This window comes from Sorangium sp. So ce128, assembly GCF_051525245.1.
Lineage (GTDB): Bacteria > Myxococcota_A > Polyangia > Polyangiales > Polyangiaceae > Sorangium > Sorangium cellulosum_B.
This window is the reverse complement of the sequence record NZ_CP150313.1, coordinates 12300302-12320973: the sequence shown is the minus strand read 5'-3', so window position 1 is coordinate 12320973 and position 20672 is coordinate 12300302. Positions and strand designations below refer to the sequence as shown.

Below are 20672 nucleotides of genomic sequence, written 5' to 3'. Positions count from 1 at the left end.
GGCGCGCGGCGCTGCCCGCTGGTGCGCCGCACGAACGCACGTACGCGAGCGGCGCGCCGACTCAGGGAGTCCCCGGATACTGGAGCTCCAAGTAAGGTGTTTTTGGTAAGGCTCCTCCGAAACCACGTTCGATGAGTAGGGTGCTCACCCGCTGGGCAGATTCACAGTACTGCGCGGTTTCGGGGCCTGGGCAGGGGCCGCGCGCCGCGTCGGCAGAGGCCCGGGGTCATCTGCGCCTGGCACCCGCGGGGGCTCGGGACTATCGGTTCTCCCGATGGATCGCGCGCTACTTAATGAACTGAAGGCTCGTCAGATCGCGTTCCTCGAGGCGCGGCTCGTCTCGGAGGCGGCGGCGCGCGACTTCCGGGAGCGGCTGCCTGCCGGCTTCGCGGCGCTGCTCGCGACGCCGCTCGGCGAGCTCGTGGACGCGGGGGCGATCGGGCGCGCGCTCGAGGCGCTGGCGGCGGAGGAGCCGCTCCGGCGGGCGGTCCGCCCCGCGGCCGCCGCGGCGCTCGCGGCGCTCGTCGAGGCGGCGCGCGCCGAGCGGCGGAGCGCGAAGGAGCTCCTGCCGGAGGGCGCCCGCGACAAGCTCGACCGCATCCTCGAGCAGCCGAAGATCGTGCCGGAGCGGCTCGTGCGCGAGGTGCTGGAGAGCGCGGCGCTCGACGCGGTGATGCGCGACGTCCTCTACGACACGCTGATGGAGTTCACCGAGAAGGTGAACCCGTTCTTCGCCGAGTGGGGCCTGCCCGCGCTCCTCAAGCGGGTCGCCCCCTTCGGCCTCGGCGGGGTCGGAAAGACGATGGGCGCGATGCGGGGCGAGTTCGAGCGGCGGCTCGAGCCGGAGATCCGCCGGTTCTTGCAGGGGTTCTCGCGCACGGCGATGCGCCAGGTGCACGACATCCTCGTCGCCAAGGGCGACACCCCCGAGTTCGTCGGCCTGCGCAAGCAGGTCGCCACGTGGGTGCTGGAGCAGGAGATCTGCGCGCTCGTCGGTCAGCTCGACGCGAAGAGCTCGGCGATCGCCGCGGAGCTCGGCGCCGACATCGCCGCGCAGCTGCTCCGGGATCGGCCCGTCCGGACGCGGACCAGCGAGGCGATCGCGGCGTTCGTCGCGGCGCACGCGGGCGAGCCGCTCGGCGAGGCGCTGGGGCGGCTCGGGATCACGCCCGAGCTCGACGTCGGCGCGCTCGCGGACGCGCTCTGGCCCGTCGTGAGGAGCATGTGCGCGACCGGACCGGTGCGCGCCTGGCTCGCGTCCGTGGTGGAAGAGTTCTTCGACGGGTTGCCGGACGGGCTCGATCCGTCCGCCTGAGGCGAGCCGATGCGAGAGGCACCTGCCCCGGTGGCACCCGGCCCGCGGTGAGCGCGGGCCCCATCCGAGGCCGGCCGCGGTCAGCCCATGGCCGAGGCGTCGGCCACCGCAGACTCGATGTACGCGAGGCCGCGCGACGGGCACGCGGGCACCGTGGGCGCAAACGCCTCCATGTCCAGGATGAGCTCGGGGCCGACCGCGGGCGTGAGCACCACGACGGGCACGCGCGGCGACATGCGGCGGAGCTCCTCCATCTCGCTGTGGAGCTCCGCCTCCTCCCGGGGCACGAGCACCATCACATGAGGACGCCAGCGGGCAAGCACGTCACGCGCATGGCCGAGCCCGCAGCACGTCTCCACCGTGTAGTCCCGGGATGAGAGGAAGTGGACGAGCGGCTGGGAGTTGCTGGCGTCGTCATCGATCACCAGAACGCGGGTCGTGCTCTCAATCTCCATGGGTGTCCCCCGTCAGCGGCCGGCTCTGGCCGCCGCTGTGAAGACCAGGTCTTCATGGCCTGGCTCACAGTGACCATACTCCATATTCGGCAAAGAGCGATATCAATCGCGCCTCAGCGCATCACGCGATGCGTTGATACGCGCTTGAAACACCAGCGCTCTCTGCCTGTTTCTTTTCTGATCCGCTGTGATCCGCCGTGATCCGCGATGGCCCGTCTGCGACCCGCTCGGGGAGCCGCGACGCGCCGACGAGCGCCGGCGCGGGATCAGCCGCCGAGGTAGGCCGCGCGGATCTCTTCGTTCGCCGCGAGATCCTTCGACTCGCCGCTCATGGCGATCTGCCCAGTACGGAGCACGTAGGCGCGCGTCGAGTACTTGAGCGCCAGTCGGGTATTCTGCTCGACGAGGAGTACGGTTGTTCCCGACGCCGCGATCTTGGCGATCGACTCGAAGATGTCCGCGACGAGCCGCGGCGCGATGCCGAGCGAGGGCTCGTCGAGGAGCAGCATGGCGGGGCGCGCCATCATGGCGCGGCCGATCGCGAGCATCTGCTGCTCGCCGCCGGAGAGCGTGCCGCCGTGCTGGTGCATGCGCTCGCCCAGCCGGGGGAAGAGCTTCACCACGTCGTCGACGGTCTCCGCCATGGTGGGGCCGTGCTTGTGGCACCACGCGCCGAGATCGAGGTTCTCGCGGACGCTGAGGTTCGAGAAGATCGCGCGCCCCTCCGGGACGAGCGAGATGCCGGCCGCGACGAGCTCCTCCGTCGAGACGGACGCGAGGTCCTTGCCGTCGTAGCGGATGCGGCCGGAGGCGATCGGGAGGAGGCGGACGATCGTCTTCAGCGTGGTCGTCTTGCCGGCGCCGTTCGCGCCGATCATCGCCACGATCTCGCCGCGCCGCACCTCGAGGCTGACGCCCTTGAGCGCCTTGATGCCGCCGTAGCTGACCGCGAGATCGTCGACGACGAGCAGGGGGTCGCCGGAGGCCACCGAGGGGGGCTGCCGCGTCGGATGCGATGTCTTCATGCGGGCTCCTCCGCCGCCGCGCCGGCCGCCTCGTCGTCGATCTCCTCGCCGAGGTACGCGGCGAGGACCTTCGGGTCCCTGCGCACGACCTCCGGGGTGCCGTGCGAGATGGTCTCGCCGTGATCGAGGACGTGGATCTCCTCGCACACCCCCATCACGACCTGCATGTTGTGCTCGACCAGCACGACCGTGATGTCGAAGGTGTCGCGCAGCCAGCGGATCTGCTGCTTGAGCCCCTCGGCCTCGCCGTAGTTCATGCCCGCCGCCGGCTCGTCGAGCAGGAGCAGCCTCGGTTTGAGCATCATCGCCCGGGCGATCTCGAGGCGGCGCTGGTTGCCGTACGAGAGCGACGTCGAGATCTCGTCGGCCATGTCCTCCAGCTTGAACACCGAGAGGAGCGAGAGGGCGCGCTCGGTCATCTCCTGCTCGTCCTTGAAGAAGAACGGCGAGCGCAGCAGGGCGGACGCGAGCGTGGATCTCCGCAGGTTCTCGCAGGCGACGAGCACGTTCTCGAGCACTGTGAGCTGGCCGAAGAGGCGGATGTTCTGGAACGTGCGGGCGATGCCGAGGCGCGCGATCTGGCTCGGCCGGAGCGGCGCGAGGTCGGTCCCGCCGAAGCGGATCGCGCCCTCGTCGTGCTTGTAGACGCCGGTGATCAGGTTGAACACCGTCGTCTTGCCCGCGCCGTTCGGGCCGATGAGCCCGAAGATCGAGCGCTCGGGCACGGAGAAGGAGACGCCGCCGACGGCCCGCAGGCCGCCGAACCGCTTGGTCACGTGCTTCAGATCGAGGTTCACTCGAGCTCCCTCCCGGCCGGCTTGGCCTCGCGGCCGACCGTGATGCCGGGCGGCGGCTCATCGGGCGGCGCGCCTGGGGGAGGCGGCGCGCCCGGGTGCTCGGCAACCGTCTCCACGCCGGTCGTGGCGGGGACGGGCTCGGCCGGGCCCACCGGGAAGCGCTTCCTGCGCGACCAGCGCCGGCCGAAGAGCTCGCGCTCGCCGAACAGCCCCTCGGGGCGGAGGACCATCAGCCCGATGAGGATGCCCGCGTAGAGCACCATCCTGAGGGCGTTCAGATCGAGCGCGGGGTAGGCCGCCTTCAGCGCGAGGACGCTGTCGAGGCCCTGCAGCTGCTCGATGAGCTTCACCGTGAAGGTCACGAACACGCCGCCGAGGATCGCCCCGGAGACGCTGCCCGAGCCGCCGAGGATCACCATCGTGATGGCGTCGAACGAGTAGTTGAACGTGAACTGGTCCGGCTGGACCGTGGGGTTGCCGTCGCGCATCGACGAGAGCAGGGCGCCGGCGATGCCGCCGCCGGCGGCGGAGATGACGAACGACGTGACCTTGTAGCGCGTCGGATCGACGCCCACCGCGGCGGAGGCGATCTCGTCCTCGCGGAGGGCGCGCAGCGCGCGGCCCCAGCCGGAGAACTTCAGCCGCCAGGCGAGGATCGTCGCGAGCACGACGGAGCCGAAGATCCAGAACGGGCCGGCGTACTGCGGCACGCCGGTGTCGTCGGGGCCGGCGTAGCCGATCGGGCCGCCGAGCGCCCCGAGGAGCTTGCCGACCGCCCCCTGGTCGGGGCCGCCGGTCGTCGCCGTCGCGATCGTCAGGCGGAAGATCTCGGCGAACCCCAGGGTCACGATGGCGAGGTAGTCGCCGCGCAGCCGGAGGCTCGGCAGGCCGACCACGAGGCCGAAGAGGGCCGCGACGAGCCCGGACGCGAGCAGCGAGGCGGGCATCACGACGAACGAGTTGCCGAAGAGCGGCTCGCCGCCGCCGAGGTGCTGGTGCAGGTTGCCGGCGACGACCGCCCCGGTGTACGCGCCGATCCCGACGAAGCCGGCGTGGCCGATCGAGAACTGGCCGGCCATTCCGTTGATGACGTTGAGCGAGAGCGCCGCGATGACGTTGACCATCGCGAACAGGGCGAGCTGACGCCAGGCAGCGTCCGGCAAGAGGGTCTCGAAGCCGAACTCGAGGGCGACGACGACGCCGAGGAGCAGGAGCGCAGTGAGGATGCGCTGCAACGGTCGAGGCATGGCCGGCCAGAGTTGGAATGGCCGAGCCGCACCGTCAAGCAGTAGCGTCAGTAGCGTTACTTGATGACCCGCAAATAGGGGGGCAGTTCGCGCTTCGGCTTGCCCGCCCCTTGGCGAGGCTTGGGCTCGGGCTCACCGGAGCCACCCGATTCGTCGTCTTCGCGCTCCTCGGTGGACCGCACCGGCGCGAGGGCCGGCACCGGCGCGAGCGGCCTCACGGGCGCGCCGGCGTCCCGCGCCGGGGCCTCGCCCGCGCCGAGGCGCTCGCCGGCCTCCACGGACTCGAGCTGGGGGCGCGCCCTGTCGCGCGCCGGCGCCTCGTCCGCCGCCTCGTCGCTCCGCTCGTCGTCGCCGCTGGGGGGCGCGACGGCGGCGAGCCGGGGGCGCGGCCTCTTGGCGGGCTTCTGCGGCGGGGCGACGGCGGGGCGCTGCTGCTTCTGCGCGGCGAGATCGGCCGGGATGTCCTCGGGCCACACCATGCCGCGCTGGTCCTCGCTCACGAGCGCCCAGATCGCGTGCCACGGCAAGCGGCACCAGAACGGCGCGCGGTTGAACGACAGGGTGCAGCTGATCCCGTCGTCGTCCACCTTGAGGTCGGGGATGGCGATCGCCATGTTCATGCCGACCTGGAGGATCAGCTGCGGCTGTCCCGTGAACCACTTGGGGACGGAGACACCGGGCCGGCGCGGATCGAGGTGGATGAACACGCTCGGCTCTCGCTCGAGGAGGGCCAGCGCGACGTCCTTTTTCGGCGGGAGCGGTCTCTGCACGTCGGACATCGTACTGCTCTGCCCAATACCCCGGACCGCGCGGCTCCGCCAGCGCTTCGGGGAGGCCACGCGCCGAGCAGCGTGCCGGGTGAGCAGGCCGCCGCGCCCCCGCCACCAGGCGCTCCAGCAGATCTGTAGAAAACGCGCTGTGAGCGCAGCGCGCGGCGCGGCCGGCGCCGGCGCCGGCGCCGCGCGAGCTTCCCGGCAGCCCCGGCGACGCTCACGCTGCGCGCCCCCGGCCCAGCTGGACGGGGACCTCGGAGAGGGTGACCCGGTGCTTGCCGCCGCTCGTGAGGGGGATCTCGTCGACGATCTGGACGCAGATCTCCGCGCGCTCGCCCAGGTGCTGCCGGACGAGGCGCTCGATGAGCCTCGCGGTCTCGGGCTGGAAGCCCTTGCCCGGCACGAGCTTGACCGTGAGCGCGCGCCGCCGGTCCTGGTGGACCTGGTAGCGGGCGATGGTCGGCTGGTCCTTGATGAGGTGCGGGAAGAACTCCCCGGCGAGCAGCTCGCCGTCGGGGCCGACGAGCAGGTCGAGGACGCGGCCCTCGACCGAGGCGAGCATCGGCAGCCCGCGGCCGCACGCGCACGGCGCGCCGGCGGCGATCGCGACGTCCTGGTTCTTGTAGCGGATGAGCGGCATCGAGCGGCAGACGAGGTCGGTCACGACGACCTCGCCGGGCTCGCCGGGGAGGGCGTGGCGCCCGTCGCGGAGCAGCTCGACGAACACGTTCTCCATGTTGATGTGCTTGCCGGCGTGCCGCTCGCACTCGGCGGCGATCAGCATGAGCTCCCGGCAGCCGTACCGATCGAACACCGGCGCGCCGAACGCGCGCTCGATGGCCTCGCGCTGGTGCGCGAACAGCCGCTCGGCGCTGGTGACGATGCCGCGCGGCGCGGGGAGCGCGCGGCCATCCGAGAGCGCGTAGCGCGCCGCGTGGTACAGCGCGCTCGCGTACCCGACGATGAGCTGCGGCCGGTACCGCGCGATCTCGTCGAGCAACGCGGCGAGGCGCCGGTCGGACAGGTCGAAGGCGGAGATCATCTTCTTGCGGAGGATGGCCTCGTGAAGGGAGCGCTTGGCCTTCTTCGCGAGCGTCTCGCTGACCAGCACGGCGCTCCACAGGTGGAGCTCCCGGTCGCCGAGCCGGGCGCCCGCCCACCCGTCGGACCGCATGGCGGCCGCGATGCGGCGCTCGTAGGTGCGGTGGTCGAACCGGAACTGCACCGGCTCCCCCGTCGACCCGCCCGTGCCGCTCGCGTAGAGCCGGCCGACGAAGCCCTCGGCGAGGAGGTCCTGCCCGTGGGCGCGGAGGTCGGCCCTCGTGAGGACGGGGAACCGCAGGAGGTCCTCCGGCGCCTTCACCGAGGCGGCGCGCACGCCGTGCTCGGCGAAGCGAGCCCGGTAGAACGGGACGTGCTGCTCGGCGAACTGGAGGGCGGCGAGCATCCGCCGGAAGCTGAGATCGCGAATCTCATTCTCCGATCGCCACTGGGAGCGCTCTATCCGCTCCAGGTCTTTCAGGGTCTCCCTGCCCCTCAAACGGGTCTCATAGAGCGGAAACAGGATGTTTCGAAACAGCCCACCGTACATGCGGGAGAGCGTTCTTTCGAATCATCGACCGTCAAGCGCGCGCGGGCGCCTCTCCCGTGAAATCCCTGTGTTCGAGGCGCGGAGTCCGACCGGAGCGGCGCGCGCGGGCAAACTCCGTCGCAGCAGAGCCGGTGAGCGCTCGGCGCGACCGCTGCCCGGACACACGCAGTCAGGCGTTCACGCCGCGCCGGGCATCGAGCGCCAGCCGGGGGCGCGCCGGCGGGGGCGCGCGTCAGCCGGCGCTCGTGGCTGCGGACGAGCTCGACCCGAGGATCGCGACGGTGGCGCCGGCGAGGATGATCGCGGCGCCCGCGATCTCGAGCGCGGTCGGGGTGGCGTGGAGCCACAGGGCGCCGATGACGATCCCGCCGAGCGTCTCGCCGGGGGACACGAGCGCGACGATGGATGGGGACATGCGGCGCGCCGCGATCTGGACCGCGGTGTGGCCGACGACGGTGGGGACGAGCGCGAGCGCGACGATGGCGACGGCGGCGTGGACCGGCGGCGGGGCGACGCCCTCGAGCGCGCCGGGCGCGAACGGGAGCGCCACGGCGAGGAAGACGGCGGCGCTGCCGTAGACGAGGGCGGCGTAGCTCCGCGCCGGCAGCGCGTCCCGGAGCGCGCGGGCGAAGGACACGTAGAGGCCGTAGAGGAGGGTGGCGCCGACGACCAGGAGGTCGCCCGAGAGCCGGTGATCGCCGGCGCCGGCCGAGCGCGCGACGACGAGCGCGCCGACGGTGGCGAGGAGCACGCCCGCCTGCTCGGAGCGCGTGGGGCGGACGCCGAAGAACGCCCACGCGCAGAGCACGACGGCGAGCGGCTCGAGCGAGACGAGCGAGAGGGCCGCGGCGAGGGACGTGCGGTCGAGCCCCCAGAGGAAGAGCGCGAAGTGGACGGCGAGCAGGAGGCCGGCGCAGAGGACGGCGGCGCCCTGGCGCGGCGAGAGGCGGGCAGCCGAGCGGGCGATCGCGCGCGGGTCGACCAGGGAGAGCGCGATCGCGGCGAGGGCGACCCGGCCGAAGGCGATGGCGAGCGGGTGGACCGGGCGCGCATAGCGGGCGAGCGGGCCGCTCGCGGCGAAGGCGAGGCTGGCCAGGACGACGAAGAGCGCGGCGCGGCGGGCGCGACGTGCCGAGGAGCGCGGCTCGTCCGTCATGCGAGGGTGCTAGTTCAGGAGACCGGGAAAGACAACCAGCGCGGCGCGCGGGGTCAGCGGGGCGGGGGCGGCGGGGGCGCGATGGCGACGAGGTTGAGCCCGCCAGGGTACTGGTAGCTCGTGTAGGCGCCGTAGCCGAGCACCTGGATGCCGACGGGCGCCGAGGCGGTCAGCACGTGCGCGCCGCCGTTGCCGGGGCCGAGCCGGACACGCGCGACACCGAAGCCGGAGCCGTTGCCGATCGGGGTCGGGGCGACGTCGACCGAGCCGTCGTCGAGCGTGATCGCGGCGTCGAGCGGCTGGATGATGTCGACGTAGCTCTCATCGTAGTCGCTCGGCGCGAGGAAGACGTACTTGGAGCGGTATTGCTCGACCGCGGTGGGGTGGCTCTGCGACGGATCGCCCTTCTGGCGAGACTCGGTGTCCGCGTCGACGATCTCGGCGCCCAGCATGAACGTGCTGACCGCGAACTCGTGGTCTCCCACGACCTCGAAATCCCGCCTCACCACGTCGAGATCGACGACCTGGCCAGCGTCGATGGTGGTCGGCGCGCCGTCCGGCTTGCCGGACGGATACGTCAGCGCCGTGCCATCGACGTTGCCGTAGAGGCGCACGATGTGGCCGATGACGCGGCCGCCCGGCGACGTCGGGAGCGTCACGAAGTACCGCTTGCCCAGCGTCTCGGCGGGGAACACGGACTCCTCGATGTGGTCGCAGGCCTGGTGGCCGACCGGCGCCTGCACGCACGGTATGCCCGTCAGCACCTGGACAGGGCGGGTCGCGGTGACGAGGCTGCCGCTGAGGTCGCTCCTCGGGTGCCCGAGGACCTCGACGACATCCCCCTCGTCGAGCTGGACGGTGAAGCTGCCGCCGCCGCTCGTCCGGGGGATGCCGTCGCCCGCGACCACCGAGCCTCCCTGGGCGACGTTCACGGTGACGCTGGTGCCGTCCTGGATCCCGCTGATGACGATGTAGCCGCCGAAGTCCGCCTCCGCCCAGCCGCGCTGGCCCGTGATGCGGTAGTTGCCTGTCATCGCGGTGCTCGGCAGGAGCAGCGACGCGTCGTTGGTGAAGGAGAAGCAGCCGAAGGGCTCCCCGTCGTTGGCCGCGCACGCCTCGTTGCCAGGGCAGGACGACCAGTCCTTCCCGGACGGGCCGCCCTCTCCCTTGTACTCGAGCGCGTTGAATTGATAGACCGTGACCGGCCGGGTCGAGACGAGGTGGTAAGCGCCGCCGTCGACGCGGACGGAGCTCGTGATCGAGTCGCCCCCGGTGCAATGGGTGGCGTCGGGCCCCTTCAGCTCGCGCACCCAGGGGAGGTAGATCTTGCTCAGGCTGTTGGGCTTGACCTCGGCGCGCGCCACCGCGGCGCCGGCGCGCGTCACCTCGACCTCGGCGATCTCGTCGCCGGCGTTCGCGACGACGACCGCGTAGTCGAAGATCGACCAGACGATGTTCGCGGTGACCGTGGGCCAGAAGTCACAGCCGATATAGGACTTGCTCGCGGCGGCCTCCGCGCACGTCTTCGGGTCGCCGACCAGCTCGGGGCCGACGTCGCCGCCCCCGGTGCCGGCGCCGATGTCGTCGCCGAAACCGCCGGAGCTCATCGACCCGACGGCGTCGCCGCCCGAGCCGCCGCCGCTGGAGGTGGTCCCAGGCCGAGGGTCGCCCGCCGACGAGCCGCTGGCGGAACACGCCGCCGCCGAGGCGGCGCCCACCCAAAGTCCTACGCCGAGAAATAGAGCATGCTTCGAGATCTGCATGGGCCCTCCCGTCAACGGATCTCGAGCGCAGGGGCCTGTACGACAGCCCCGCTGGCACGAGAACTCATGATGTTGTTCGCTGAAGGTGCTGGTCGGGTGCTCGCGCACTCCTGGACACGTTGGTGTCCATCGATCCCGGCTACGCGCTTTTGCAGCGCGGTGCAAGCCGATCGAATAAATCAGTCAAGGGCGCCACCAATGAATATCGCGCTTCTCTGAAATGGATGGTCAGCAAGAGACGCAAATCACAAATGCGTCTGTCTCAGGCGCGTCGGAGTGAGCCGTCGCAGACGTTCTCTGCCCCACTCTGCCCCAGATGATCCATCCCCGCTCGGCCAGCGCCCGCACAGGACAAGAGGGCATATGTGTTAGCCGAGCTCGTTCGGTTGCATTCAGCGCACGAGCTCGCCCCACCATCGGTCACCAACGTGAACGTGGTCGTGAACGTGAACGTGGTCGTGGTCGTTCACGGTCCAACGTTGACGACCACGACCACGACCACGACCACGTTCACGACCACGACCACGTTCGAATGTAGGAGAACGCGGCGCTAGGCTTCGTTAACGCCTAGGCGGGAGAAGGGGGCTAAGGAACTGTCCTGTGTACGAGCCCTTCACCTTCGCGACGTGCTCCGGCGTCCCCTCGGCGATGACCCGGCCGCCGCCGGCGCCGCCCTCGGGGCCGAGATCGATCACCCAGTCCGCGCACTTGATGACGTCGAGGCTGTGCTCGATCACCACCACCGTGTTCCCCGCCTCGACCAGCCGGTGGAGCACGCCGAGCAGCTTGCGGATGTCCTCGAAATGCAGGCCCGTCGTGGGCTCGTCGAGGACGTAGAGCGTTCGCCCCGTCTGGCTCTTGCCGAGCTCCCGGCTCAACTTCACGCGCTGCGCCTCGCCGCCGCTCATCGTCGGCGCGCTCTGGCCGATCTTCATGTACCCGAGGCCGACCTCGACCAGCGTCTCGAGGACGCGGCGCAGCGCGACGTGGTGCTCGAAGAGACGCAGGCAATCCTCGATGCTGGTGTCGAGGATATCCGCGATGCTCTTGCCCTTGAACCGCACCGCGAGCGTCTGCGCGCTGTACCGCTTGCCGGCGCACACCTCGCACGGGACATAGACGTCGGCGAGGAAGTGCATCTCCACCTTCACCATGCCGTCGCCGCTGCACGGCTCGCAGCGCCCGCCCTTCACGTTGAAGCTGAACCGCCCTGGACCGTAGCCGCGCGCGCGCGACTCCGGCAGCTCGGCGAAGATCTCGCGGATCTGGTCGAACGCCTTCGTGTACGTCCCCGGGTTCGAGCGCGGCGTGCGGCCGATCGGCTTCTGGTCGATCGCGATGACCTTGTCGAGCGCCTCGAGCCCCTGGATCGCGCGGTGCGCGCCGACCGGCTCGGTGCTGTGGTGAAGCGCCCGGCCCAGCGCCGGCAGGAGGATGCCGTTCACCAGCGAGCTCTTGCCGGCGCCGCTCACCCCGGTCACCGCGAGCAGCACCCCGAGCGGGAAGCGGACGTCGATGCTCCTCAGGTTGTGCTCGGCCGCGCCCAGGATCTCCAGCCACCCGCGCGGCGCGCGCCGCGCCTCGGGCACCTCGATGCGCGCGCGCCCCGCCAGGTACGCCCCGGTCACGCTCTCGGGGTCACGCGCGATCTCCTCGGGCGTCCCCGCGGCCATCACCCGGCCGCCGAGGTGCCCGGCCCCGGGGCCGAAATCCACGACGTAGTCGGCGGCCCGGATCGTCTCCTCGTCGTGCTCCACCACGAGCACCGTGTTGCCGAGATCCCTGAGGCGCCGCAGCGTCTCGATGAGGCGCTGGTTGTCCCGCTGGTGCAGGCCGATGCTCGGCTCGTCGAGCACGTACATCACCCCGGAGAGCTCGCTGCCGAGCTGGCTCGCCAGCCGGATGCGCTGCGCCTCGCCGCCGCTCAGCGTCGGCCCCGAGCGGTCGAGCGTCAGGTAGTCGAGCCCCACGTTCAGGAGAAAGCTGAGCCGGCTCGTGATCTCGCGCCGCACCCCCTCCGTGATCTTCTGCCGGTTGCCAGGCAGCTCGAGCCGGGCGAAATGCTCGTAGGCGTCCCTCACCGTCATCGCGGTGACGTCGGCGATCCCCTTGGCCGCGACGCGCACCGCGAGCGACTCGGGGCGCATCCGCCGGGAGCCGCAGGCGTCGCACGGGCGCTCGCTCATGAACTTGCGGTAAGCGTCCCGCGCCGACTCGGACGACGACTGCTGGAACCGGCGCATCAGGCTGGGGATCACGCCTTCGAACTTCATGCCCCAGGTGCCGTGCGTCTCGGTCCCCTCCTTCCCCCACGTCACCGCGATGCGCTTGCCGGAGAGGCCATGGAGCACCATCTCCTGCTTCTTCGCCCCGAGCTTGCGCCAGGGCACGTCGAGGTCGACGGAGCACGCCTTGGCCACGGCGTCGATGATGCGGAACGTCCAGCCCTCCCCGCGCGCCATGGCCGACGCCCAGGGGGCGATGGCGCCCTCCCGGATCGACAGCGCAGGATCCGGGATCACGAGGGCCGGATCGATCTCGAGGCGGGTGCCGAGGCCGTTGCAGGCGCCGCACATGCCGAGCGGGCTGTTGAAGGAGAAGCTCTGCGGCGAGAGCTCGGGGAAGCTCTGGCCGCAGCAGGAGCGCGCGGCGCTGAACAGCAGCGGAGCGTCGGGGCGACGCCGCCGCCCGGACGCCCCCTCGTCGGCCTGGAGCTCGACCCGGAGCTCGCCGCGCCCCTCCTGGAGCGCGACCTCGACCCCCTCCGTGATGCGCTGGCGCTCGTCCGCCCGCACGACCAGCCGGTCGACCACGAGCGCGATGGTGTGCTTGAGCTTCTTGTCGAGCTTCGGCAGCTCGTCGAGCCGGTGCTGCGCCCCGTCGATCTCGACCCGCACGAAGCCGCGGCCCCGGAGCTCCTCGAACAGGTCCTTGAACTCCCCCTTCCGGTGCGTCACGAGCGGCGCGAGCAGCACGAACTTCGTCCCCTCCGGCATCCCGAGGAGCTCGTCGACGATCTGCTCCGAGCTCTGCGCCTTCACCGGCTTGCCGCAGAGGTGGCAATGCTGCTCGCCGGCGCGCGCATAGAGCACGCGCAGGTAATCGTAGACCTCCGTGATCGTGCCGACCGTGGAGCGCGGGTTGCTCGACGCGCTCTTCTGCTCGATGGCAATGGTCGGCGACAGGCCGCGCAGGTGCTCGACCTGCGGGCGCTCGAGCTGACCCAAGAACTGGCGCGCGTAAGAGCTCAGCGTCTCGACGTAACGCCGCTGCCCCTCGGCGTAGAGCGTGTCGAACGCCAGGCTCGACTTGCCCGAGCCGCTCACCCCCGTGAACACCACGAGCTTCCGCTTCGGCACCTCCAGCCGATCGATGCGGAGGTTGTGCTCCCGCGATCCGAGCACCTCGATGAAATCCGGCTCGCGCGCCGCGTCGAGGAGCTTGAGCGCCGGCCGGTGGTGCTCCGCAGGATCGAGCTCCGCCGCCGCCGGGCCGGGGCGCCGCGCGCCCGATGAGCTGCCCTTCCCCGGCTTGCTCAGCGCCGCGCTCCGGGACGGGGATTCGATGGATTGCGGGTGTGTGGATCCGTTCGTTCGCGCGACCATTGGGATTCCCCACCGCCATTAACACGGTGGCGCGCTCTCTGGCACCTCCAGGCACGCGATGTTTCATGGAAAAACTGGCGGGCTGAGCGCAATGCTCTCGCCCGCACACCGCCGGAGCGGCAGCGCGGGCGCGCGGATCAGCGCCTGGTCGGGCCGCCGGGCGAAGCGCGCCAGCGCACGACAACGCAGGTGACGTTATCGGGGCCACCGTTCTCGTTGGCGCGCTTGACGAGCCGGGACGCGATGCCGGCCAGATCGGCGTGGGTCGCCAGGATACTTGCGATATCTTGCGCCGGCACCACGCCGGACAGGCCGTCTGAGCAGAGCAGGAGGACATCCCCTCCCTCGATGGCGTCGATCCGCGTCTCGACGTCGACCGCCTCGTCGGTGCCGAGGGCGCGGGTGATCACGTGCTGGAGCGGGAACGAGCTGGCCTGCTCGGGGAGGAGGTGGCCGAGCCGGATGCACTCGTTGACCAGCGAGTGATCGCGCGTGAGCTGCTCGAGGCGATGATCGCGGAGGCGGTATACGCGGCTATCGCCCACGTGCGCGACGGCGATGAAGCCGTCGCGCGCCAGCACGGCCGCGATCGTGGTGCCCATGCCGCGCTTCTCCCGGTCGCGCCGCGCGGCGGAGAAGATGCGGCCGTTCGCGAGCTGGATGCCCGCGACGAGCAGGGGGAGCCCCTGATCGACGTAGCGCGCCTCCGAGCCCCGCGTCGTGGGCGGCCCCACGCCGACGGCGACAGGCCAGGTGGAGTCCGGGTCGTCGAAGAAATCACGCACCGTATCGATCGCCATGCGCGAGGCGACCTCCCCGGCGGCGCGCCCTCCCATGCCGTCGGCCAGGAGGAACAGCCCCCGGGGCTCGAGGATCGCGAAGCTGTCCTCGTTCGTGTCTCGGACCATGCCAGGATGGCTGATCCCGGCGGCTTCAAAAACGAGGTGACGCTGCACGGCGCTTCCCTCCAGCGTGCTCGCAGGCACGCTCTGCCGGACTGCCGGACGACGGGCGCGCGTCTTCCGTCATCGCGTCATCCACACCCTTCCGGCGCCTTCCTCGGACCGATCGCGCGACACGGGGTGCTTCGTCTGCTCATCTTGCCGCCCGCTCCGACTGCTCCCAGCGAGCCTACGCGCCAAGGATCGGTCGCGTCCACCAGATCAGGCCTCGGGGCGCGCCCGCCCGCGGCCGTCCGCGCAGGGCTCGGCACGGTGGGCGATTGCGCCTCACGCCGCGCGCCCGTCGCCGTTCCGCTTCCAACGTCTTGATTTGCCGCGGCTTCGGGGCGGCCTCCCGTCGGGCCAGCGAGCCGACCGGGCCGCCGGGACGAGCCGGGGACGCCGGCGCGCGGCGGCCTCGTCACGGGACCGCGAACCGGTCGGCGCCGCCGCCGGAGCACGCGCTCAGCGCGAAGCCGAACCGGTCGTCGGTGCCCTCCTGCATGATGCGCTCGAGGTTGCGGCACTCGTGGCGGAAGACGCCCCGGAGCGCGTAGCGATCCTTGCTGTCCACGACGACCACGACGCCCGTGAGCGTGACCTCGAGGCGGTAGGTGACGGGATCGCCTTCGATGGTGTACCGCGTGGTCGTGAACTCGGACGGGTCGTGGTTCCTGTACGCCTGCCAGATGCACTCGCGCGCCGCGCCGTTGTAGCCGTCGCCGCGCTTGACCACCTCGGTGCCGCACTGCTTGAGCGGCGGCGTGAGCGGCCCGCTCTGCACCTTGTCGGGCGAGGACGAGCAGGAGCTGGCGAGCAGGAAGAGCGCGAGGGAAGCGAGCGATCGGCCTGGCGAGCAAAGCATGGGGACTACTTACCTAACGCGATCCGCGAAAAAGGGATTCTTTTTTTCGGACCGACCGGGCCGGCCGTCGGCGAGGGGCGGCGTCGCTCGTGTTCCGAGGGGCGGCTTTTTTCCGCGCTGGCTTCTCGGGCTGCGGCTCGAGCGCGGCGGCCAGGGCGCCGAGGTCCTGGAGGCCGGCCACGAGCGCGCGCAGGTAGTGCTCCGAGAGCCGCTCGGCGGCGCAGAGCGCCCGGGAGGCGAGCACCTGGGCGTTGTAGGGGCCGGCGTCCTCCGGCACGTTGTCGGCCGCGCGCGCGACGGCGAGCGTGGCGCGCGCGCTCACCAGCGACTCGTGGAACAGCGCGGTGGACAGCGCGCTGCTGAGGGCCTGGGCTTGCCGCTTCACCCGGCGCTCGACGACGTCGCCGTCGCACGGGAGCTCCGCGAGATCGCGCGCGAGCGGCCCGGGGAGGCGCACGTCGCGCGCGGCCACCTCGCCGCGAAGGCGCGCGAGCGAGGGGACGGCGGTCGTCTTCCGCTCGGCGGCGAGCGCGCGCAGGCGGCGGCGCGCGGTCCTCACGACGGCGGGGAAATCGCCGAGCGCGAGCGCCGCGGCCAGGGCGCCGTCGTGAGGGAGGCCGGCGTCGGCGAGGGCGCGGAGGTGAGCCTCGGCGTCGGCGCGGGCGCGGTGGAAGGCGGCGTCGAGCGCCGCGAGCCGCGCGGAGGCGCGGGCAGCGAGGCGCGCGCGGGCGCCGCCGTCGAGGGCGCGAGCGCGCTCGAGGAGCGCCTCGACGAGGCGGTAGCCCGCGGGGTCGAAGCGGTGGGCGCCGGCCGCCCGCAGGGCGGCGAGGCGCGCGTCGGCCGGGGGCGACCCGGGTTGGGGGGACGGGGCCGACCCAGGTTGGGGGGATGCGGGAGACGCGGCCGACCCGGGTTGGGGAGACGCGGCCGACCCGGGTTGGGGGCACGCGGCCGACCCAGGTTGGGGGGACGCCGCCGCGGCCAACCCGGGTTGGGAAAGCATTGTCGGAGAAAAATCCGACGTGGATGTCATCAGGGCGCACCTCGCCGCGGGATCGGCGAGATCTCCACCCGGCGGTTCTTCGCCCGGTTCTCGCTCGTGTCGTTGGGCGCCACCGGGTGCCGCTCTCCGAAGCCGGCCGCGAACAGCGACGTGTCGGGGACACCCGCCGCGGAGAGCGCCCGCGTCACCGTGAGCGCTCGCTGCGCCGAGAGCTCCCAGTTGTCGGCATAACCGCGGGACGAGCTCGTGAGCGGGCGGTCGTCCGTGAAGCCGCTCACCATGATGAGCTCGTCATGATGCTCGAGGTACGCCTTGAGCGGGTCGGCCAGCGCGCGGAGCAGCGCGATGCCCGCAGGCTGAAGCTCGGCCGAGTTGAGCTCGAACAGGATGCTGCCGCGGATCCCGATGCGCCCCTCCGTCAGGGTGATCCTTCCCTCGGCGAGCGGTCCGGCCAGGGCGCGCTCGAGCGTTTCCAGACGCGCGCGCTCCGTCGCGCGGGTGGCGCGCTCGGCGGCGAGATCGCGGGCCAGATCGACCTGAAACGAGATCGCCCAGACGAAAAAGAGCACGAAGAGGCCGAAGAGACAGGCCATGAGGTCGCCGAAGACCGGCCAGACCGCCGCCTGCTCGGGGACATCGTCTTCGGCCGGCGTCAGGGACATCGCATCGCTCTCGCGGCGGACGTCAGCAAACGCGGTGAGATCTCGCCACGATCCGCCGAGCGCACGGTCTCAGGGCGCGAGAGACCAGGGCCAGACGCACGCGAGGCGCGGCGCATCAGCTCGTCTTGCTCCTCAGCGCCCGCAGCTCGGAGAAGAGCTCGCGCTGGAACTGCAGCGAGTGATCGAAGACCTCACGGGTCTGGTCGAGGTAAGCGCCGAGGAGGTCCGTCGCCTCGCCGTGCTCCCGGCGCTCGATCGCGTCCTCGATCGCCCCCAGGCTGTTCAGCCAGCGATCGCTCGCGTCGCGGTAACGGTCAACCGCAACGGTGAACATCTCCGCCACTGACGTCATCTCGGCACCGCCGGCCCGCACGAGCTCCGAGGCCTCCCGCACCACCGCTGCGGTTGCCTCGAGGCTCTCGCCGAGGCCGCGGGCGTGGGCGCTGAGCCGCTCGGCGAGCCCGTCGGCCGCCTCCCGCCGCGCTCCGTCGAGCCGCTCCTCGAACGCCAGCAGCCGCGCCGCCTGCTCCGCCAGCTGCGCCCGCGCCGCCTCGCCCAGCGCCGCCACCCGCGCCTCCGCGCGCGCCTCGCGCTCCGCGCCGCTCCGCTCCACCACCTCCGCAAGCGCGGCCACGCGCTCCGCCTGCTCCCGCGCGCTCCCGGCCATCCCCGCCGTCGCCTCCGACAGCTTCTCCAGCAGCGCGTCCAGCCGCGCGTCCCGCGCCGCGTCCGCCTCCGCACGCGCCGACAGCCGCTCCGACGCCTCCCCGATCAGCCGCGACGCCGCCTCCGGCGCCGCCTGCGCCGCCCGCGCCGCCTCCGACAGCGCCCCCGACAGCGCCTCGCCCAGCGCCGTCAGGTGCGCCGCCCGCTCCGCGTCCAGCTCCGCCTGCCGCTCCGCCGCTTCCGCGGCGCGCGCCGCGTGCGCTCGCTCCAGCCGCTCGATCGCCTCCCCCACCACCGACGACAGCCGCTCCGCCTGGCCCTCCAGCCTCGACGCCGACGCCGTCTCGAGCTCGCGCCGGCGCGCGGCGGCCTCCTGGTCGAGCCGCTCGAGCCGCTTCGCTGCGCCCTCTTCCATCCGCTCCAGCCGCGACGCCACGCCCCCTTCCATCCGCTCCAGCCGCGACGCCACGCCCCCTTCCAGCTGCGCCAGGCTCTCGCCGAGGCCGCGGGCGTGGGCGCTGAGCCGCTCGGCGAGCCCGTCGGCCGCCTCCCGCCGCGCTCCGTCGAGCCGCTCCTCGAACGCCAGCAGCCGCGCCGCCTGCTCCGCCAGCTGCGCCCGCGCCGCCTCGCCCAGCGCCGCCACCCGCGCCTCCGCGCGTGCCTCGCGCTCCGCGCCGCTCCGCTCCGCCGCCTCCGCAAGCGCGGCCACGCGCTCCGCCTGCTCCCGCGCGCTCCCGGCCATCCCCGCCGTCGCCTCCGACAGCTTCTCCAGCAGCGCGTCCAGCCGCGCGTCCCGCGCCGCGTCCGCCTCCGCACGCGCCGACAGCCGCTCCGACGCCTCCCCGATCAGCCGCGACGCCGCCTCCGGCGCCGCCTGCGCCGCCCGCGCCGCCTCCGACAGCGCCCCCGACAGCGCCTCGCCCAGCGCCGTCAGGTGCGCCGCCCGCTCCGCGTCCAGCTCCGCCTGCCGCTCCGCCGCTTCCGCGGCGCGCGCCGCGTGCGCTCGCTCCAGCCGCTCGATCGCCTCCCCCACCACCGACGACAGCCGCTCCGCCTGGCCCTCCAGCCTCGACGCCGACGCCGTCTCGAGCTCGCGCCGGCGCGCGGCGGCCTCCTGGTCGAGCCGCTCGAGCCGCTTCGCTGCGCCCTCTTCCATCCGCTCCAGCCGCGACGCCACGCCCCCTTCCAGCCGCTCCAGCCGCGACGCCGCGCCCCCTTCCATCTGCGCCAGGCTCTCGCCGAGGCCGCGGGCGTGGGCGCTGAGCCGCTCGGCGAGCCCGTCGGCCGCCTCCCGCCGCGCTCCGTCGAGCCGCTCCTCGAACGCCAGCAGCCGCGCCGCCTGCTCCGCCAGCTGCGCCCGCGCCGCCTCGCCCAGCGCCGCCACCCGCGCCTCCGCGCGCGCCTCGCGCTCCGCGCCGCTCCGCTCCACCACCTCCGCAAGCGCGGCCACGCGCTCCGCCTGCTCCCGCGCGCTCCCGGCCATCCCCGCCGTCGCCTCCGACAGCTTCTCCAGCAGCGCGTCCAGCCTCACATCCCGCGCTGCGTCCGCCTCCGCACGCGCTGACAGCCGCTCCGACGCCTCCCCGATCAGCCGCGACGCCGCCTCCGGCGCCGCCTGCGCCGCCCGCGCCGCCTCCGACAGCGCCCCCGACAGCGCCTCGCCCAGCGCCGTCAGGTGCGCCGCCCGCTCCGCGTCCAGCTCCGCCTGCCGCTCCGCCGCTTCCGCGGCGCGCGCCGCGTGCGCTCGCTCCAGCCGCTCGATCGCCTCCCCCACCACCGACGACAGCCGCTCCGCCTGGCCCTCCAGCCTCGACGCCGACGCGACGTCCGCCTCCCGCCGCGCGCGCGCCTCCTCGTCGAGGCGCCGCTCGACCGCCTGCAGCGCGCCGCCCGCGACCGCGCCAGCGCGCTCCACCGCCTCCGCCAGGATCGGCCTGACCACGCTCGCCGCGACGTCGGCGGTCTGCCGGAGGCCCGCGGCGATGTCGCCGCGGACCTCGGCCGCGGCGGCCGCGAACGAGGCGGCGGCCTGGCGCGCGCCCTCCACCTGGACCGCGAGCAGCCGCTCCTCGAGGCGCTCGAGCCGGCCCGTCGCCTCGCGGAGCGACGCCGCCGCGGCGGGGAGCGCCTCGCCCTGCCGCGCGAGCGCCTCCAGCGCCGCGAGCTGCCGCCCCGCCACCGTGAGCGCCGCGAGCGGGCCCGACGCGTAGGCCTGGAGCGCCGCCGCGGCCCGCGCCTCGGCCCGGCGCAGGAGCACGCCGGCGAGCCCGAGCACCCCCGACGCCGCGACGCCCGCCGCCGACGTGCCGAACGCGCGCGAGAGGCCCTGCATGGGCGCGGCGAGGCTCTCCCGCAGCGCGTCGACGTCGGCGCTCAGCGTCAGCGCCTCGCGGGCCCCCCGCAGCGTCTCGAACAGGCCGAGGAACGTGCCGAGCAGCCCGATCATCACGAGCAGGCCGACGAGATACGACGCGAACGTCGTGCTCGCCGGGGGCAGCGCCGCGCCGGCGATCCGCGCCTCGAGCATCGATCGGAGCGGGGCGCCGCTCTGCTCGATCGCCGCCCGCGTCGCCGGCCGCGGCAGCGCGCCGAGCTCGCGCTCGATCCGGGCAGCCCGCCCCGCGCGCACGAACAGCTCGAGCGTGCCGAGCGCGAGCCCCAGCGCGATGAGCTGCACGAGGCGGTACGCGAGCGGGTCCGCCCCGCGGTAGACGAGCGCCGCCCGCCCCACCAGGGCGAGGCCGACCCCGCCGGTGAGGAGCACCAGGATCCGCGTCGTCCACTGCCGCGCCGTCGCGAACCGCATCG

Annotated in this window: 15 protein-coding genes; 1 reads left to right on the top strand and 14 read right to left on the bottom strand. The window is 72.9% G+C overall.

The features are described from left to right. The first annotated feature begins 274 nt into the window (after nucleotides 1-274). Entirely contained in the window at nucleotides 275-1315 is a 1041-nt protein-coding gene (locus WME82_RS46655) for a hypothetical protein (RefSeq protein WP_438040605.1), read from the top strand. An 80-nt stretch (nucleotides 1316-1395) separates the two neighbouring features. On the opposite strand, the gene WME82_RS46650 is transcribed toward WME82_RS46655, so the two are convergent. The 14 genes from WME82_RS46650 to WME82_RS46585 all read right to left on the bottom strand — a co-directional run bounded on the left by WME82_RS46650 (nucleotide 1396) and on the right by WME82_RS46585 (nucleotide 20670). Then, complete coding sequence (locus WME82_RS46650) at nucleotides 1396-1770, bottom strand: response regulator (protein ID WP_012241215.1); 375 nt, start codon at nucleotides 1768-1770, stop codon at nucleotides 1396-1398. Between the two features lie 266 nt (nucleotides 1771-2036). Then, nucleotides 2037-2795, bottom strand: a complete 759-nt coding sequence (locus tag WME82_RS46645) for an ABC transporter ATP-binding protein (protein ID WP_438040604.1) — start codon at nucleotides 2793-2795, stop codon at nucleotides 2037-2039. Then, nucleotides 2792-3592, bottom strand: a complete 801-nt coding sequence (locus WME82_RS46640) for an ABC transporter ATP-binding protein (RefSeq protein ID WP_438040603.1) — start codon at nucleotides 3590-3592, stop codon at nucleotides 2792-2794. Before WME82_RS46640 ends, WME82_RS46645 begins: the two co-directional genes overlap by 4 nt. Next, nucleotides 3589-4839 (bottom strand): branched-chain amino acid ABC transporter permease, encoded by a 1251-nt coding sequence (locus WME82_RS46635; RefSeq protein ID WP_438040602.1) that lies wholly within the window; start codon nucleotides 4837-4839, stop codon nucleotides 3589-3591. The genes WME82_RS46640 and WME82_RS46635 overlap by 4 nt, the downstream gene beginning before the upstream one ends. Before the next feature lie 56 nt (nucleotides 4840-4895). Further along, nucleotides 4896-5618, bottom strand: coding sequence for a ClpXP protease specificity-enhancing factor SspB (locus WME82_RS46630; protein ID WP_437742884.1), 723 nt, complete (start codon nucleotides 5616-5618; stop codon nucleotides 4896-4898). Between the two features lie 211 nt (nucleotides 5619-5829). Next, nucleotides 5830-7059, bottom strand: a complete 1230-nt coding sequence (locus WME82_RS46625; protein WP_438040601.1) for a phenylacetate--CoA ligase family protein — start codon at nucleotides 7057-7059, stop codon at nucleotides 5830-5832. A 376-nt stretch (nucleotides 7060-7435) separates the two neighbouring features. After that, nucleotides 7436-8359, bottom strand: a complete 924-nt coding sequence (locus WME82_RS46620) for a DMT family transporter (RefSeq protein ID WP_438040600.1) — start codon at nucleotides 8357-8359, stop codon at nucleotides 7436-7438. A 53-nt stretch (nucleotides 8360-8412) separates the two neighbouring features. Then, nucleotides 8413-10077, bottom strand: coding sequence for an IgGFc-binding protein (locus WME82_RS46615; RefSeq protein WP_438040599.1), 1665 nt, complete (start codon nucleotides 10075-10077; stop codon nucleotides 8413-8415). Nucleotides 10078-10682: 605 nt separating this feature from the next. Next, entirely contained in the window at nucleotides 10683-13727 is a 3045-nt protein-coding gene (gene uvrA, locus WME82_RS46610; RefSeq protein ID WP_438040598.1) for an excinuclease ABC subunit UvrA, read from the bottom strand. Nucleotides 13728-13864: 137 nt separating this feature from the next. Beyond that, nucleotides 13865-14635: a PP2C family protein-serine/threonine phosphatase gene (locus WME82_RS46605; protein WP_437742878.1), complete on the bottom strand. Its 771-nt coding sequence runs from the start codon at nucleotides 14633-14635 to the stop codon at nucleotides 13865-13867. Nucleotides 14636-15089: 454 nt separating this feature from the next. Beyond that, nucleotides 15090-15533, bottom strand: coding sequence for a hypothetical protein (locus WME82_RS46600; protein ID WP_437854850.1), 444 nt, complete (start codon nucleotides 15531-15533; stop codon nucleotides 15090-15092). Nucleotides 15534-15546: 13 nt separating this feature from the next. Further along, nucleotides 15547-16536: a DUF2894 domain-containing protein gene (locus tag WME82_RS46595; protein WP_438040597.1), complete on the bottom strand. Its 990-nt coding sequence runs from the start codon at nucleotides 16534-16536 to the stop codon at nucleotides 15547-15549. Nucleotides 16537-16565: 29 nt separating this feature from the next. Continuing rightward, complete coding sequence (locus WME82_RS46590) at nucleotides 16566-17198, bottom strand: OmpA family protein (protein ID WP_438040596.1); 633 nt, start codon at nucleotides 17196-17198, stop codon at nucleotides 16566-16568. Between the two features lie 115 nt (nucleotides 17199-17313). Further along, the gene (locus tag WME82_RS46585) at nucleotides 17314-20670 is read right to left on the bottom strand and encodes a hypothetical protein (RefSeq protein WP_438040595.1); all 3357 of its coding nucleotides are present in this window, start codon (nucleotides 20668-20670) and stop codon (nucleotides 17314-17316) included. Between the last annotated feature and the right edge of the window lie 2 nt (nucleotides 20671-20672).